Genomic DNA, 15,377 nt, shown 5'->3' with positions numbered 1-15,377 from the left:
ATCCTCGATGCGACTGCAGTCGCCGGCGCGCTTGGCTGCCGGCGGCTCGGATTACATGCGGAACACGCCGAAGCGGGTCGGCTCGATCGGCGCATTCAGCGCGGCGGACAACGCCAGCCCGAGCACCTCGCGGGTCTGCGCCGGGTCGATCACGCCGTCGTCCCACAGTCGCGCGCTGGAGTAATAGGGATGCCCCTGGCGTTCGTACTGCTCGAGGATCGGCTGCTTGATCGCTGCTACCTCGTCGTCGCCGAGACTCTTGCCGGCACGCTCGCTCTGTTCCTGCTTGACTTGGGCGAGTACCCCGGCGGCCTGTTCTCCACCCATCACGGCGATGCGTGCGTTGGGCCACATCCACAGGAAACGCGGGTCGTAGGCGCGGCCGCACATGCCGTAGTTGCCGGCACCGAAGCTGCCGCCGATGAGCACGGTGAATTTCGGCACCTGGGCGCAAGCCACCGCGGTGACCAGCTTGGCGCCGTGCTTGGCGATGCCGCCGGCCTCGTATTTCTGCCCGACCATAAAGCCGGTGATGTTCTGCAGGAACAGCAGCGGAATGCCGCGCTGGCAGGCCAGTTCGATGAAGTGCGCGCCTTTCTGCGCCGCCTCGGCGAAGAGGATGCCGTTGTTGGCGAGGATGGCGATCGGGTAGCCGTGCAGATGGGCGAAGCCGCAGACCAGGGTGGTGCCGAACAGCGCCTTGAATTCATCGAACTCGCTGCCGTCCACCAGCCGCGCGATCACTTCGCGCACGTCGTAGGGTTGCTTGGCCTGGGCCGGAATCACACCGTACAGCTCGTCGGTGGCATACAGCGGTGCACGCGGTTCGCGGGTCTGCAGCTGGCCAAGCTTGCGCCAGTTGAGGTTGGCCACACAGCGGCGGGCGATGGCCAGCGCGTGTTCGTCGTTCTCGGCGTAATGGTCGGCGACGCCGCTGGTCTTGCAGTGCACGTCGGCGCCGCCCAGGTCCTCGGCAGTTACCACTTCGCCGGTGGCAGCCTTCACCAGCGGCGGGCCGGCGAGGAAGATGGTCGCCTGGTTGCGCACCATGATGGCCTCGTCGGCCATCGCCGGCACGTAGGCGCCGCCGGCGGTGCAGGAGCCCATCACCACTGCGATCTGCGGGATGCCCATGGCGCTCATGTTGGCCTGGTTGAAGAAGATGCGGCCAAAGTGTTCGCGGTCCGGGAACACCTCGTCCTGACGCGGCAGGTTGGCGCCGCCGGAGTCCACCAGGTAGATGCAGGGCAGGCGATTTTCGCGGGCTACGGTCTGCGCGCGCAGGTGCTTTTTCACCGTCAGCGGGTAGTAGGTGCCGCCTTTAACGGTGGCGTCGTTGGCGATGATCATGCACTCGACGCCTTCGACGCGGCCGATACCCGCGACCACGCCGGCGGCGGCGACGTCTTCGCCGTAGACCTCATGGGCGGCCAACGGCGCGAGTTCGAGAAAGGCCGAGCCGGCGTCGAGCAGGGTGTCGATGCGCTCGCGCACCAAGAGCTTTCCGCGTGAGACATGGCGCTGCTGGGCGGTGGCGCCACCGCCTTCGCTGACGCGGCCGAGCAGGGCGCGCAGGTTGTTCACCTGGTCGAGCATCGCCGCGCTGTTGGCGGCGAACTCCGGTGAACGGGTATTGATCTGGGTGTGCAGGATGGCCATGGTTGGCTCCGTTCAATTCCATCATGGATGGCTCTGCCATCCACCGACTGCGGTGGAAAACGCTTCGCGGTTTTCCACCCTACGAGGCTGGGGCGTTCTTTCCGCCCGCAGGCTCACCTGGATTCGTTGAACAGCTCGCGGCCGATCAGCATGCGGCGGATCTCGCTGGTGCCGGCGCCGATCTCGTAGAGCTTGGCGTCACGCAGCAGGCGGCCGGTGGGGAATTCGTTGATATAGCCGTTGCCGCCGAGGATCTGGATCGCCTGCAGGGCCATCTGCGTGGCGTTTTCGGCGGTATAGAGGATCACCCCGGCGGCGTCCTTGCGGGTGGTCTCGCCACGGTCGCAGGCCTGGGCGACGGCGTAGAGATAGGCGCGGCTGGCGTTGAGCTGGGTGTACATGTCCGCCACCTTGCCCTGGATGAACTGGAACTCGCCGATGCTCTGACCGAACTGCTTGCGGTCGTGGATGTAGGGCACCACCACATCGAGGCAGGACTGCATGATCCCGGTCGGGCCGCCGGCCAGCACCACGCGTTCGTAGTCCAGGCCGCTCATCAGCACCTTGACGCCGCCGTTCTCGAGGCCCAGCACATTCTCTTCCGGCACCTCGACGTCATCGAAGAACAGCTCGCAGGTGTTGGAGCCGCGCATGCCGAGCTTGTCGAACTTGTTGCCGCGGGAGAAACCCTTCCAGTCGCGCTCGACGATGAACGCGGTGATGCCGTGCGCGCCCTTGTCCAGGTCGGTCTTGGCGTAGATCACGTAGGTGTTGGCGTCCGGGCCGTTGGTGATCCAGGTCTTGCTGCCGTTGAGCACGTAGCGGTCGCCGCGCTTTTCGGCGCGCAGCTTCATGGAGACCACGTCGGAGCCGGCATTCGGCTCGCTCATGGCCAGCGCACCGACGTGTTCGCCGCTGATCAGCTTGGGCAGGTAGCGGGCCTTCTGCTCGGGGTTGCCGTTGCGGTTGATCTGGTTGACGCACAGGTTGGAGTGGGCGCCGTAGGAGAGGGCGACCGAGGCCGAGCCGCGGCTGATCTCTTCCATCGCCACCACGTGGGCTAGGTAGCCGAGGCCGGCACCGCCGTACTCCTCGGAGACGGTCACGCCGAGCAGACCCATCTCGCCGAATTTCTTCCACATGTCCGCCGGGAACAGGTTTTCCTGATCGATGGCTTCGGCGCGCGGGGCAATCTCGGCGGCGACGAAGGCCTGCAGCTGCTCGCGCAGCATGTCGATGGTTTCACCGAGGGCGAAATTGAGGCTGGAGTAGTTCATGGGGCCACCTGCTTGTCTTGTAATTGTTCTGTTTTCAGAGGATTCGTTCGTCCGGCGGAGTGCAGGCCGGCGCTCTGGTAGCGGTTCTAGGTCATCGGTATGGATGATCGTTCGCTGCTTTACGTTAACGTAAAGGTCCGCTGCGGGTCTGTCAACACACTGCCGAGTCGGCATGTCTGCAAGCATAGGCCTGCCAAGGTGCGGCCGCCGGTAGTCGGTCCTACGGTGGTGTTTCGTCGGTGGCGGGGCACTCGCCGCGAGGCTGGCGGGACTAAACAGGCAGTGGCCGCAACGCCGGCCTGCCACCGACGAGAAAACTCCATGCCCCGCATCGGCTTCGCCTGCATGTATCGCCACCCGCAACAGAGCCTTTCGCTGAAGGAGCTGGAGCGCATCGAGCGCACCTTCAATCCGCGCAGCACCACGCTGCGCTGGATGGCCTCGGCGGGACGCGAAGCGGCGGAGGCGAAGCTCGAGGAGATCGTCGCGCACAACCTGAGCGCTCAGCGGGTGTTGCTCGAATACGTCGCCACGTTACCGCCGATGCTGCGCATGTTGCGCCTGTCCAGCGACTTGCTGCCGTTCTACAGCCATGCCGAGATCGCGCCGTTCTATCGCCGTGCCGAAATGCAGCGCCGCCTCGAGGCGGGTTTCGCCGCAATCGGCGAGCTGGCGCGGGCTCACGATATCCGCCTGTCGATGCATCCCGGCCAGTACTGCGTGCTGGGATCGGACAAGCCCCAGGTCGTGGAAAACAGCCTGGCGGAATTCGAATACCACGCCGACATGATCCGCATGATGGGTTACGGCCGGCGCTTCCAGGACTTCAAATGCAACCTGCATATCGCCGGGCGTCTCGGCGCCGAGGGGGTGCGTGCCGTGTGGCCGCGCCTGTCGAGCGAGGCGCGCCACTGCATCACCTTCGAGAACGATGAAAAGACCTATGGCCTGGACGACTGCCTGAGCCTCGCGGACCTCGCGCCGGTGGTGCTGGATATCCATCACTGCTGGATTCACGAGGGCCGCTACATCGAGCCGGACGACCCGCGCATCGAGCGCGTTCTGGAAAGCTGGCGCGGCGTACGGCCGACCATGCACTACTCGCAGCCGCAGGAGAGCCTGATGGAGCTGGGCTTCGCGCCGGAGCGGAAGCTGGAAATCCCCGAGTTGCTGGAGCAGGTCAGCAAGCGCGACCTCTATGCGCATAGCAAACGCATGTGGAACCGCTGGACGAATCGCTATGCGTTTCAGTTTCTCGATCGCTTCGACATCATGCTCGAAGCCAAGGACAAGAACCTCGCCGCGCTGGATTTCCATCAGGAGTACCAGCGAAAGTGCGTGACGGCGCCGTAGCCGGCAGATGTGGTTGTCGCCTCGGCTCGTTCTGGTGGGCTGAAGCCCACCCTACAACGTTGCCGTTATGCTCGCCGCACCGTAGTGGTTCGACTGGCTACGATCTCCCAGTAGGGTGGGCTTTAGCCCGCCAAGGGGGCACCGCAGTTTCCGTGAGTCGAAGCCCATCAGTGAGGCGCCCCACTAGGGCTGCAGCCAGGTTATACATCACCAAATACTGGCCATTTGACTACGTGCTACCCCTCGACTTTCGCCTACCCTGCGACATATTGTCAGCTGGTTACCTTTACGTTAACGTAATCGTGGCCTAGGGTGACTGTCAGCAGCGCCAGCGCCCTTGCGAGCACGCCTCATAACAAACATAAGACTGAGGAAAATCGTCATGAGTCTTCCGAGCTATACCTGCGGACCGCAGAGCAAACCCCTGTTGCCCATGACCATCGGCGCGGCGTTCGACCGTACCGTGGAGCGCTTCCCTCTGCGTGAGGCCCTGGTGGTGCGCCATCAGCAGCTGCGCTACACCTGGGCGGAACTGGCGGAGGCGGTGGACCGTTGCGCGCGTGGCCTGCTGGCCCTCGGACTGCAAGCTGGCGAACGAGTGGGCATCTGGTCGCCGAACAATGCCCAGTGGTGCATCACCCAGTTCGCCACGGCGAAGATCGGCGTGGTGCTGGTCAACATCAATCCCGCCTACCGCCTCAGCGAACTCGAGTACGCCTTGAAGCAATCCGGCTGCCGCTGGCTGATCTGCGCCGATGCCTTCAAGACCTCCGATTACCACGCCATGCTTCACGAGCTGCTGCCGGAGCTGGAAAGCGCTGCTGTCGGCGCCCTGCAGAGTCATATGCTGCCGGAGCTGCGCGGGGTGATCAGCCTGTGCGACAAGCCGGTGGACGGCATGCTGCAGTGGCAGGCGCTGATGGAGATGGCCGAGCAGGTCGGCCCCGAGCAATTGCGCCAGTGCGGCGAGCGCCTGCAGTTCGACGACCCCATCAACATCCAGTACACCTCCGGCACCACGGGCTTCCCCAAGGGCGCCACGCTCAGCCACTACAACATCCTCAACAACGGCTACATGGTCGGTGAGAGCCTCAGGCTGACCGAGCACGACCGCCTGGTGATCCCGGTGCCGCTGTACCACTGCTTCGGCATGGTCATGGGCAACCTCGGTTGCGTTACCCATGGCACCACCATGATCTATCCGAGCGCCGCCTTCGAGCCGCTGGCGGCGCTGCAGGCCGCGGCCGAGGAAAAGGCCACCGGCATGTACGGCGTGCCGACCATGTTCATCGCCATGCTCGACCACCCGGAGCGCCAGTCGCTGGACCTGAGCAGCCTGCGCACCGGCATCATGGCCGGCTCGACCTGCCCGATCGAGGTGATGAAACGCGTCATCGACGACATGCACCTGGCGGAAATGCAGATTGCCTACGGCATGACCGAAACCAGCCCGGTCTCCACCCAGACCAGCGCCGACGACGACCTGGAACGCCGCGTGACCAGCGTCGGCCGCACCCAGCCGCATCTGGAAAGCAAGATCGTCGACGAGCACGGCGCGGTAGTGCCGCGCGGGCAGATCGGCGAACTCTGCACCCGCGGCTACAGCGTGATGCTCGGCTACTGGAACAACCCTGACGCCACCCGCGAGGCCATCGACGGCGCGCGCTGGATGCACACCGGCGACCTCGCGGTGATGGACGATGAGGGTTACATCAAGATCGTCGGCCGCAACAAGGACATGATCATCCGCGGCGGCGAGAACGTGTACCCGCGCGAGATCGAGGAATTTCTCTTCACCCATCCGGCGGTCGCCGACGTGCAGGTGATCGGCGTGCCGGACAGCAAGTTCGGCGAGGAGATCGTCGCCTGGGTCAAGCTGCACCCGGGCCATCAGGTCGAGGCCGAGGCGCTGCGCGAGTTCTGCAAGGGCCGCATTGCCCACTTCAAGACGCCGCGGCACATCCGCTTCGTCGACGACTTCCCGATGACCATCAGCGGCAAGGTGCAGAAGTTCCGCATGCGCGAAATCAGCGTGGTCGAGCTGGGCATCAGCGAACAGCACTGACCGGCACCGGCCGGGTTTGCCCGGCTGTCCCCTTCGAAGTCCGTTCACGTTTACGGAGCTTTCCATGACGCTGCCCATTACTCAGCCGATCAGCCGTTTTCCGCTGCCCGATAGTCTCGACGCGCTACCCGCCGACCTGCGCGAACGGATTCTCGCCGTGCAGGAAAAGGCCGGTTTCATTCCCAACGTGTTTCTCATGCTGGCCCATCGGCCGGCGGAGTTCCGTGCCTTCTTCGCCTATCACGATGCGCTGATGGAGCGCGAAGCCGACAGCCTGACCCAGGCCGAGAAGGAGATGATCGTGGTGGCGGTCAGCGCCGATCACGGCTGCCTGTATTGCGTGGTCACCCATGGCGCGATCCTGCGCATCCTCGCCAAGGACGCGCAGCTGGCCGACCAGATCGCCGTCAATTACCGCACCGCGCCGATCTCCGAACGTCAGCGCACGATGCTCGATTTTGCGGCGCATCTGGCCGCTGAGCGCGGCGTGCTGGACGACGCCTGGCAGGGACGGCTGGAAGCCCAGGGCTTCAGCCTCGACGACATCTGGGACATCGGCGCCATCGCCGGGCTGTTCGGCCTCTCCAACCGCCTGGTGTCGATGGCGCGCACCCCGCCCAACGACGAGTTCTACCTGCTGGGCCGCGTGCCCAGAAGCACCGCGCGCTGAGCGCGACACCGCATTACCGCATGACGTGGTAATCCGAGCCCGGGCAGTTCGCAGTCGGGCTCAACAGCTGCATCAACGATCACAACAACAAGAGAGAAAGCTATGCAACTGAAACCAGCAAGCCGAACCGTCCTGTCCGCCAGCATCGCGGCCATCGCCCTCGGTGCATCGAACGTGGCCTCGGCCGCTTTCATCGAAGACAGCAAGGCCGCTGTCGAACTGCGCAACTTCTATATGAACCGCGACTTCCGGCAATCTGGCGCCGCTCAGTCCAAGGCCGAGGAGTGGGCCCAGGGCTTCATCCTGAAAATGGAGTCCGGCTACACCGAAGGCCCGGTCGGCTTCGGTCTGGATGCCATCGGCCTGCTCGGCGTCAAGCTCGACTCCGGCTCCGGTCGCGGCGGCACTGGCCTCCTGCCACGCTCGGCTTCCGGTGAACCGGCGGACGACTACGGCACGGCAGGCCTGACGGCGAAGGCCAAGCTGTCCGCCACCACGCTGCACGTGGGGACCCTGCAACCGGTGATTCCGGTGCTGATGCGCAACGACAGCCGCCTGCTGCCGAACATCTATCGCGGCGCCTGGCTGCAGAGCAAGGACGTCGAAGGCCTCACGCTGGATCTCGGCATGCTGGATCGCACCAGCTACCGCGACTCTTCCAACTACGAAGAGATGACGGTGTTCAATGGCGGGCTGCGCAACATTACCTTTGGCAGCAATACGACGAGCGACGAGTTTCTCTTCGCCGGCGGGCGCTACGACTGGTCGCCACAATTGGCCACCAGCTATTACTACGGTGGGCTGGACGGCATCTACGACCAGCACAACCTCAGCCTGGTCCATGTGCTGCCGATCGGCGAGTCGCAGAGCTTCAAGACCGACCTGCGCTATGTGCGCTCCACCGACGATGGCGGCAGCAACGTCGACAACGATGCCTTCGGCGCGCTGTTCACCTACAAGCATGGCGGTCACGCCTTTACTGGCGGTTACCAGCACATGAGCGGCGATACCGGTTTCGCCTACGTCGCCGGTGGCGATAACGCGTTGATCAACCTGCTGCAGATCAACGATTTCGGTAACCAGGACGAGCGTTCCTGGCAGGTCCGCTACGACTACGACTTCGCCGCCATGGGCATTCCCGGGCTGAGCCTGATGACTCGCTACGTCTCCGGCGATAACGTCGACCGCGGCGCTGGCGCCAGCGAAGGCAAGACCTGGGAGCGCAACACCGACATCGCCTACGTCATCCAGAGCGGCCCGCTGAAAAACCTTGGCCTCAAGCTGCGCAACGCCACCACGCGAAGCAACTTCCAGAGCGATCTGGACGAGAACCGCGTCATCGTCAGCTACAGCCTGCCGTTGTGGTAACCGCGAAACCGCTGTGAACCTCCTCGTTGGAAATTTCCGGGCCGCATAGGCCCGGCTTTTTCTGCGTCGGCCGGGTCTTCTCTCGGCGCTCGCGGTTTGCATCGCCGATGCAAACCAACTACCTCAATGGCGCGGCAAATACTGGCCTTTTGCCTCTGATTTGCCCGCTTTACCGCTCAATCAGCCGTTTGAAAAAGCTACTTGCCGTATACGGAAACTGATTGTTATCGTTTACGTAAAGGTCATGCAGCGACCTGCGCCATAACCAACAAAAACAATCAAGGTTAGAGGGCACCCCATGGAACCAGAGTTCGTGCTGGAAACGCGCGGCCTGACCAAGGAGTTTCGCGGCTTCACCGCCGTGGATTCCGTCGATCTGAAGGTCCGTCAGGGTCACATCCATGCGCTTATCGGCCCCAATGGCGCCGGCAAGACCACCGTATTCAATCTGCTCACCAAATTCCTCACGCCCACTCGCGGCGAGATCCTCTATCGCGGCAAGAACATCACCTCGATGAAGGCCAACGAGATCGCCCGGCTCGGCCTGGTGCGTTCGTTTCAGATTTCGGCGGTGTTCGGCCACATGAGCGTGCTGGAGAACGTGCGTGTCGCGCTGCAGCAGAAGATGGGCAATTCCTTCCACTTCTGGAAGTCCGAACGCAGTCTGCGCGAGCTGGACGACAAGGTGATGCAGCTGCTTGCCGAGGTCGACCTGCAGTCCTTCGCCCAGACCCTCGCCGTCGAGCTGCCCTACGGCCGCAAGCGCGCGCTGGAGCTGGCCACCACCCTGGCGCTCGACCCCTTCGTGCTGCTGCTCGACGAACCGACCCAAGGCATGGGCAGCGAGGACGTCGACATGGTCGTCGAGCTGGTGCGCAAGGCGGCCGCCAACCGCACGGTGCTGATGGTCGAGCACAACCTCAGCGTGGTCAGCCGCCTGTGCGATCGCATCACCGTGCTGGCGCGCGGCTCGGTTCTCGCCGAAGGCGACTACGAAAGCGTTTCGGCCAACCCGCAGGTGCGCGAAGCCTATCTCGGCAGCGAAGCCGCGACACTCGAGGAGGCGCACGCATGACCCCACCCATGGACCGCGATCAGCTGCGCGTCAGCGATCTTCACGCCTTCTACGGCGAGTCGCACATTCTGCATGGTGTCGATCTGGTGGTCGGCCGCGGCGAGCTGGTGACCCTGCTCGGACGCAACGGCGCCGGGCGCTCCACCACGCTGCGGGCGATCATGAACATGGTCGGGCGCCGCACCGGCTCCATCGTGGTCAACGGCAACGAGACCATCGGCATGCCGGCCCACCAGATTCCGCGGCTGGGCGTTGGCTACTGCCCGGAAGAGCGCGGCATCTTCGCCAGCCTGAGCGTCGAGGAGAACCTGCTGCTGCCGCCGACGGTGCGCAGCGGCGGCATGAGCCTGGACGAACTCTACGAGATGTTTCCCAACCTCTACGAGCGCCGCTTCAGTCAGGGCACGCGGCTCTCCGGCGGCGAGCAGCAGATGCTGGCCATGGCGCGCATCCTGCGCACCGGTGCCAACCTGCTGCTGCTCGACGAGATCACCGAAGGCCTGGCGCCGGTCATCGTGCAGAAGCTTGGCGAGGTACTGATCAAGCTCAAGCAGCGCGGCCTGACCATCGTCCTGGTGGAGCAGAACTTCCGCTTCGCCGCGCCGTTGGCCGACCGCCATTACGTCATGGAGCACGGCCGCATCATCGAGGAGATCGAGGCGGCGGAGCTGGATTCGAAGAAGGACTTCCTCAATTCCTGTCTCGGGGTGTGAACCTCAGGAAGCTGTAAACCGGCCGCAGTGGATGCCGGCCCGAACCACAACAAAAACAATCGAGAGTGGTGAATACATGAGCTTTTTCCGCAAGAGCGCGAGCGCCATCCTGGCTTCTTCCCTGATCGCTTCGGCCGCCCAGGCCGAGATCAGCAACGACGAAATCCGCATCGGCTACCTGGCCGACATGTCCGGCACCTATCGCGACCTCTCCGGCCCGGGCGGCCTGGAAGCGTTGAAGATGGCGGTGGAGGATTTCGGTGGCAAGGTCGACGGCAAGAAGATCGTTGTCTTCCATGCCGACGACCTGAACAAACCGGACGTCGGCGCCAATACCGTGCGCCAGTGGATCGACGAGCGCAACGTCGACATGGTGACCGGCATGGTCGCCAGCTCCGTGGTGCTGGCGGCAAGCAAGGTGGTGGAGCAGGGCGGCAAGCTGGCGCTGATCTCCGGTGCCGCGGCGTCCAGTATCACCAACGAGTTCTGCTCGCCGAACCACATCCACTGGACGTACGACACCTATGCGCTGGCCAACGGCACGGCCAAGGCTGTGCTCGCCGATGGCGGCAAGAGCTGGTTCATCCTCACCGCCGACTATGCCTTCGGTCATGCCATGGAAACCGACATCACCAAGGTGGTGGAAGGCGAGGGCGGCAGCGTCGTCGGCAAGGTTCGCCATCCGTTCCCGAGCAATGATTTCTCTTCCTACATGCTGCAGGCGCAGGGTTCCGGTGCCGAGGTGATCGCCCTGGCCAACGCTGGTGCCGACACGGTCAACTCGCTGAAAACCGCCAGCGAGTTTGGCGTTACCCAGTCCGGGCAGAAGCTTGCCGGCATGGTGGTGTTCCTCAACGACATCCATGCCATGGGCCTGGATGTGACGCAGGGCCTGATGCTGACCACCGGCTGGTATTGGGACATGAACGATGAAACCCGCGCCTGGGCCAAGCGCTACTACGAGCGCACCAAGCGCATGCCGGGCATGGTGCATGCCGGCATCTATTCGGCCACAACGCATTATCTGAACGCTGTAAAGGCCGCCGGCACCGACGAAACCGTCGCGGTGCGTGCACAGATGGCCAAGACCCCGGTCAACGACATGTTCGCCAAGGACGGCCGTATCCGTGAGGACGGCCGCATGGTGCATGACATGTACCTGGTGCAGGTCAAGACACCGGCCGAATCGACTGGCGAGTGGGACCTGTACAAGATCGTCAGCACCATTCCGGGCGAGCAGGCCTACCGGCCGATCTCCGAGACCCAGTGCACCAAGCTGGTCGCCAAGGACTGACCGGCTGATCCGCGCCATACCCGGTCGGCAACGGCCGGGTGCCACGGACTTCCTTTGGGTGGTGAACCATGACTCTCGTATTCGGCGTACCCCTGAGCGTGCTGCTCGGGCAGTTGCTGCTCGGTCTTATCAACGGGGCGTTCTACGCGCTGCTGAGCCTGGGCCTGGCGATCATCTTCGGCCTGCTGCGCATCATCAACTTCGCCCATGGTGCGCAGTACATGCTGGGCGCCTTCGTGGCCTTCCTCGGGCTGAACTACCTGGGTGTGAGCTACTGGTTCGCGCTGGTGCTGGCGCCGTTGGTGGTGGGTTGCCTGGGCATGGCCATCGAGCGCGGCCTGCTGCGGCGCATTGCCGGTGAGGATCACCTTTACGGATTGCTGTTGACCTTCGGCCTGGCGCTGATCGTCGAGGGCAGCTTCGTCAAGCTGTTCGGCGTGTCCGGCTCGTCCTATCCGATGCCGGAGTTGCTGCGTGGCGGCTTCAATCTCGGCTTCATGTTCCTGCCGACCTACCGCGCCTGGGTGATCGTCGCCGCACTGGTGGTGTGCCTGGCGACCTGGTACGTCATCGAACGCACGCGGCTGGGTTCCTATCTGCGCGCCGGCACCGAGAACCCGAAACTGATGCAGGGCTTCGGCATCAACGTGCCGCTGCTGGTGACCCTGACCTACGGCTACGGTGTGGCTCTGGCGGCATTCGCCGGCGTGCTGGCTGCGCCGATCTACGCGGTGACGCCGGGCATGGGCTCGAACCTGCTGATCGTGGTGTTCGCCGTGGTGGTGATCGGCGGCATGGGCTCGATCCTCGGTGCCATCATCACCGGCATCGCCATGGGTCTGATCGAGGGGCTGACCAAGGTGTTCTATCCGGAAGCTGCCAACACCGTGGTGTTCCTGGTCATGGTGGCGGTGTTGCTGATTCGTCCTGCGGGACTCTTTGGTAAGGAGGCATGAGCATGACGAATCCGGCAAACGTGCAGGCCGCATCGCTGCGGCAGGCCAGTGTGGTACGCGAGCGCAGGCACGCGGCCGCACGGCGGCAGAAGATTTTCTATGCGGTGTTGCTGGTGATCGCGCTGTTGGCGCCGCTGGCGGTGTATCCGGTGTTCCTGATGAAGCTGCTGTGCTTCGCCCTGTTCGCCTGCGCCTTCAACCTGCTGCTCGGCTACGCGGGGCTGCTGTCCTTCGGCCATGCGGCGTTCTTTGCCACCGGCGGCTACATCACCGGCTACATGCTGAGCAGCTACAGTGGGCTCAGTACCGAGCTGGGGATACTCGCCGGCACCCTGGCCTCGACGGTGCTCGGTGCGCTGTTCGGCATGTTGGCGATCCGCAGGCAGGGCATCTACTTCGCGATGATCACCCTGGCGCTGGCGCAGTTGGTGTTCTTCGTCTTCGTTCAGGCGCCGTTTACCGGGGGCGAGAACGGTCTGCAGGGCGTGCCGCGCGGGCATCTGTTCGGCCTCGTCGACATGAAGAACAACATGGCCATGTACTACTTCGTGCTGGCGGTGTTCGTCATTGGCTTCGCCATCATCCAGCGCACCATTCACTCACCGTACGGCCAGGTGCTCAAGGCCATCCGCGAGAACGAGCCGCGTGCGGTGTCGCTCGGCTACAACGTCGATCGGCACAAGCTGCTGGCGTTCGTGATTTCCGCGGCGCTTGCCGGCCTGGCCGGCGCGACCAAGACCGTGGTGTTCCAGCTGGCCTCGCTGACCGATGCGCACTGGCACATGTCCGGCGAAGTCATCCTGATGACCCTGCTCGGCGGCGTCGGCACCATCCTCGGCCCGCTGGTTGGCGCCACCGTGGTGGTGACGCTGCAGAGCTCGCTGTCGAATGGCCCGCTGGGCGAGTGGGTGCACGTCATTCTCGGGGTGATCTTCGTGCTCTGCGTGCTGCTGTTCCGCTCTGGCATCGTCGGCTGGCTGGAACGGCTGGTGAAGCGCAACTTCAAGTAACAGCTGGATGCGGCACCGCCCGGATTGCGCCGGGCGGTGCCTTGCCTTTCGAACCCGGCGGTTAGATGCGTGCCTAACCTGCAGACCCCTCGAGAGGACGCCGTCATGCCTGGTATCGAATCGCACCAACCCTCGCCGCCGTTCTGGCCGTGGCGAGCCGACGAATCGCCGCTCAACGATCTGGACGACGCCGAAAGCGACACCGAGCTGGACGGCCCGGATGAGCTGCCGGAAGAAGTGCTCGAGCAACTGCAGAAAGAAGCTCCGCCTCCTGATCCAATGCCTGATCCGGGGCCGCTGTAAAAGGCTTCGGCCATTGCTTCCGCTGAAGAACGAAAAGGCCCCGACGAATAAGGGCCTGACGCAGCGTGCAGTGGTCGTAGTAAGTGACTTGCTATGGGAGCGGCCACTTGGCTCTACACACATCCTGGTTGCGATGATTGCTGCCAGTTTTAAGGATCACGGCCAACAAATCGCTGCCTAGTTGCGCGCCGAAATATATCGATACATTCGCACATCCGTATGCGGGCATTTGCAACATCCGTGTAAAGAAGCATCAGCATTGTGATCGCCAGTTCAACCACGTACAGGAATGATCATGAAGCGTATAGCCTTGACTGCCATGCTGTTCACCAGCGTTTTTGCCACAACCGTATTTGCCAGCCAATACGACAAGCCCGGTTTTGTCACCGAGGTAGAAGATGGACGTCTGTGGGTTTTTCGCGCGGACTCAGCCGAACTGAAGGAATTCAAGGCAACTGGTGAGCCTGCCAAGCAATTCACCGAGATCGGCGCCGGGCCGGATGGCATGACGGTGAAGTCAGCCGATGCTCAGACTCTCGCGGACTACCTGAAGTTGATCAAGCAATAACGGCAGCCTGCATCCTGGCGGCGCTGCTGCAATGGCAGTGCCGCCTCGCCACTCCTGGCCATGCCCACCATGCTGGACGGTTTCATCGTCTGCCGGGCGTTTTTTCGCCAGTAGGTGGCTGGTCTCAAGTCCGGCGTCTTTCATGCGCGAGAGCATGAACTGCATGGCTTCCGCGTTGACTCCGCGCGCTGTTGCGGCTGCCAGCAGCCTGGGGTCGTCCAGCGGTAGCGATTCTACCGTTACGCTAGATCAGCCTTGTCGATCCAGCTGTCGATTCGGGCCGCCCTCGCGAACCCAGAACAACGTTGCACCCGCCACCGCCGCCGGCATGATGAGCAGGTTCAATACCGGTACCAGCAGTGCCGCGTAGGTCACCGCACCAAAGCTCAGGCTTTGCCAACGTCGCTGGCGCAACCAGCCCATCATGTCCGCCCAGCTCAGCTTGTTGTTGTCTGCCGGGTAGTCGATGTATTGAACGGCCATCATCCATACGCCGAACAGCAGCCATAACGGTGCGGCAGCAAGGTTCAGCACGGGGATGAATGAAAGCACCAGCAGCGCCAGGGCACGCGGCGCGAAATAGGCCAGCTTGCGAAGTTCGCGGCCAATCGTGCGTGGCAGCATGGCCAGCAGTTCGGCCCAGCTGAAGGGCGGCGCGGCATCCTCACCGCGTACCACCACCTCGACCTTTTCCGCCAGAAAGCCGTTGAACGGAGCGGCGATGATGTTGGCCAGCATGGTGAAGCTGAAGAACACCATCAGCACCACCAGCGCGACGAACAAGGGCCATAGGATGTATTCGAGAAAGGCGAGCCAGGTCGGCAGGTTGGGCATGAAGGTGTCGACCCAGCCGCTGAACTGGCCGACCGCGAACCAGATCAGGCCGAAGAACAGCAGCACGTTCACCGTCAGCGGCAGGATCACGAACAGACGCAGCCCCGGGCTGAGCACCAGGCGCAGGCCTTCGCGCAGGTATTGCGGGCCGGAAAGGGCGGATACGGGCATTGGCGTCTCCTGAATAAGGCGGGGTTTCGTCGAGAGGCGTGGCGCAGCGGGATAGTCGATG

General features: G+C 63.5%; 14 protein-coding genes. 11 read left to right on the top strand and 3 right to left on the bottom strand.

Annotated features, from left to right (window positions below; genetic code table 11):
• Positions 1–51: 51 nt before the first annotated feature.
• Both UIB01_RS16215 and UIB01_RS16210 read right to left on the bottom strand, forming a co-directional pair.
• A complete protein-coding gene (locus tag UIB01_RS16215; protein WP_038662735.1) occupies positions 52–1,659 on the bottom strand; it encodes a carboxyl transferase domain-containing protein in 1,608 nt (535 codons plus the stop codon).
• 113 nt (positions 1,660–1,772) lie between these two features.
• Positions 1,773–2,936, bottom strand: coding sequence for an isovaleryl-CoA dehydrogenase (locus UIB01_RS16210; RefSeq protein ID WP_038662732.1), 1,164 nt, complete (start codon positions 2,934–2,936; stop codon positions 1,773–1,775).
• Between the two features lie 321 nt (positions 2,937–3,257).
• Here UIB01_RS16210 and UIB01_RS16205 point away from each other — a divergent pair, with 321 nt between their 5' ends.
• The 11 genes from UIB01_RS16205 (at position 3,258) to UIB01_RS16155 (ending at position 14,311) form a co-directional block, all read left to right on the top strand.
• Positions 3,258–4,289: a UV damage endonuclease UvsE gene (locus UIB01_RS16205; RefSeq protein ID WP_038662729.1), complete on the top strand. Its 1,032-nt coding sequence runs from the start codon at positions 3,258–3,260 to the stop codon at positions 4,287–4,289.
• Positions 4,290–4,671: 382 nt separating this feature from the next.
• Positions 4,672–6,354, top strand: a complete 1,683-nt coding sequence (locus UIB01_RS16200) for an AMP-binding protein (RefSeq protein ID WP_038662725.1) — start codon at positions 4,672–4,674, stop codon at positions 6,352–6,354.
• A 64-nt stretch (positions 6,355–6,418) separates the two neighbouring features.
• On the top strand, positions 6,419–7,024 hold the full coding sequence (locus UIB01_RS16195; RefSeq protein ID WP_038662722.1) for a peroxidase-related enzyme: 606 nt from the start codon (positions 6,419–6,421) through the stop codon (positions 7,022–7,024).
• A 102-nt stretch (positions 7,025–7,126) separates the two neighbouring features.
• A complete protein-coding gene (locus UIB01_RS16190; protein WP_038662719.1) occupies positions 7,127–8,392 on the top strand; it encodes an OprD family porin in 1,266 nt (421 codons plus the stop codon).
• A 298-nt stretch (positions 8,393–8,690) separates the two neighbouring features.
• Positions 8,691–9,467 carry an ABC transporter ATP-binding protein gene (locus UIB01_RS16185; RefSeq protein WP_038662717.1) on the top strand — a complete coding sequence of 259 codons (777 nt, stop codon included), beginning with the start codon at positions 8,691–8,693 and terminating at the stop codon, positions 9,465–9,467.
• On the top strand, positions 9,464–10,180 hold the full coding sequence (locus tag UIB01_RS16180; RefSeq protein ID WP_038662714.1) for an ABC transporter ATP-binding protein: 717 nt from the start codon (positions 9,464–9,466) through the stop codon (positions 10,178–10,180). Before UIB01_RS16185 ends, UIB01_RS16180 begins: the two co-directional genes overlap by 4 nt.
• Positions 10,181–10,256: 76 nt before the next feature.
• Positions 10,257–11,474 carry an ABC transporter substrate-binding protein gene (locus UIB01_RS16175; RefSeq protein WP_038662711.1) on the top strand — a complete coding sequence of 406 codons (1,218 nt, stop codon included), beginning with the start codon at positions 10,257–10,259 and terminating at the stop codon, positions 11,472–11,474.
• Between the two features lie 68 nt (positions 11,475–11,542).
• Positions 11,543–12,430 (top strand): branched-chain amino acid ABC transporter permease, encoded by an 888-nt coding sequence (locus tag UIB01_RS16170; protein ID WP_003280114.1) that lies wholly within the window; start codon positions 11,543–11,545, stop codon positions 12,428–12,430.
• Between the two features lie 2 nt (positions 12,431–12,432).
• Positions 12,433–13,440: a branched-chain amino acid ABC transporter permease gene (locus tag UIB01_RS16165; protein WP_038662708.1), complete on the top strand. Its 1,008-nt coding sequence runs from the start codon at positions 12,433–12,435 to the stop codon at positions 13,438–13,440.
• A 105-nt stretch (positions 13,441–13,545) separates the two neighbouring features.
• Positions 13,546–13,743 carry a hypothetical protein gene (locus tag UIB01_RS16160; protein ID WP_038662705.1) on the top strand — a complete coding sequence of 66 codons (198 nt, stop codon included), beginning with the start codon at positions 13,546–13,548 and terminating at the stop codon, positions 13,741–13,743.
• A gap of 295 nt (positions 13,744–14,038) precedes the next feature.
• Positions 14,039–14,311 carry a hypothetical protein gene (locus UIB01_RS16155; RefSeq protein ID WP_038662702.1) on the top strand — a complete coding sequence of 91 codons (273 nt, stop codon included), beginning with the start codon at positions 14,039–14,041 and terminating at the stop codon, positions 14,309–14,311.
• Between the two features lie 249 nt (positions 14,312–14,560).
• On the opposite strand, the gene cysZ is transcribed toward UIB01_RS16155, so the two are convergent.
• Entirely contained in the window at positions 14,561–15,316 is a 756-nt protein-coding gene (gene cysZ / locus UIB01_RS16150) for a sulfate transporter CysZ (protein ID WP_038662699.1), read from the bottom strand.
• Between the last annotated feature and the right edge of the window lie 61 nt (positions 15,317–15,377).

This window comes from Stutzerimonas decontaminans (assembly GCF_000661915.1).
GTDB lineage: Bacteria > Pseudomonadota > Gammaproteobacteria > Pseudomonadales > Pseudomonadaceae > Stutzerimonas > Stutzerimonas decontaminans.
Note: the sequence above shows the minus strand (reverse complement) of the source record. Positions and strands in the feature narration are given on the sequence as shown.

Bases quoted from the DNA above. Each gene is read 5' to 3' on its own strand.
- UIB01_RS16205 (WP_038662729.1), top strand. From the start codon at position 3,258: ATGCCCCGCATCGGCTTCGCCTGCATGTATCGCCACCCGCAACAGAGC.
- UIB01_RS16200 (WP_038662725.1), top strand. From the start codon at position 4,672: ATGAGTCTTCCGAGCTATACCTGCGGACCGCAGAGCAAACCCCTGTTG.
- UIB01_RS16170 (WP_003280114.1), top strand. From the start codon at position 11,543: ATGACTCTCGTATTCGGCGTACCCCTGAGCGTGCTGCTCGGGCAGTTG.
- UIB01_RS16180 (WP_038662714.1), top strand. From the start codon at position 9,464: ATGACCCCACCCATGGACCGCGATCAGCTGCGCGTCAGCGATCTTCAC.
- UIB01_RS16185 (WP_038662717.1), top strand. From the start codon at position 8,691: ATGGAACCAGAGTTCGTGCTGGAAACGCGCGGCCTGACCAAGGAGTTT.
- UIB01_RS16160 (WP_038662705.1), top strand. From the start codon at position 13,546: ATGCCTGGTATCGAATCGCACCAACCCTCGCCGCCGTTCTGGCCGTGG.
- UIB01_RS16165 (WP_038662708.1), top strand. From the start codon at position 12,433: ATGACGAATCCGGCAAACGTGCAGGCCGCATCGCTGCGGCAGGCCAGT.
- UIB01_RS16210 (WP_038662732.1), bottom strand. From the start codon at position 2,936: ATGAACTACTCCAGCCTCAATTTCGCCCTCGGTGAAACCATCGACATG.
- UIB01_RS16195 (WP_038662722.1), top strand. From the start codon at position 6,419: ATGACGCTGCCCATTACTCAGCCGATCAGCCGTTTTCCGCTGCCCGAT.
- UIB01_RS16215 (WP_038662735.1), bottom strand. From the start codon at position 1,659: ATGGCCATCCTGCACACCCAGATCAATACCCGTTCACCGGAGTTCGCC.
- UIB01_RS16175 (WP_038662711.1), top strand. From the start codon at position 10,257: ATGAGCTTTTTCCGCAAGAGCGCGAGCGCCATCCTGGCTTCTTCCCTG.
- UIB01_RS16155 (WP_038662702.1), top strand. From the start codon at position 14,039: ATGAAGCGTATAGCCTTGACTGCCATGCTGTTCACCAGCGTTTTTGCC.
- UIB01_RS16190 (WP_038662719.1), top strand. From the start codon at position 7,127: ATGCAACTGAAACCAGCAAGCCGAACCGTCCTGTCCGCCAGCATCGCG.
- cysZ (WP_038662699.1), bottom strand. From the start codon at position 15,316: ATGCCCGTATCCGCCCTTTCCGGCCCGCAATACCTGCGCGAAGGCCTG.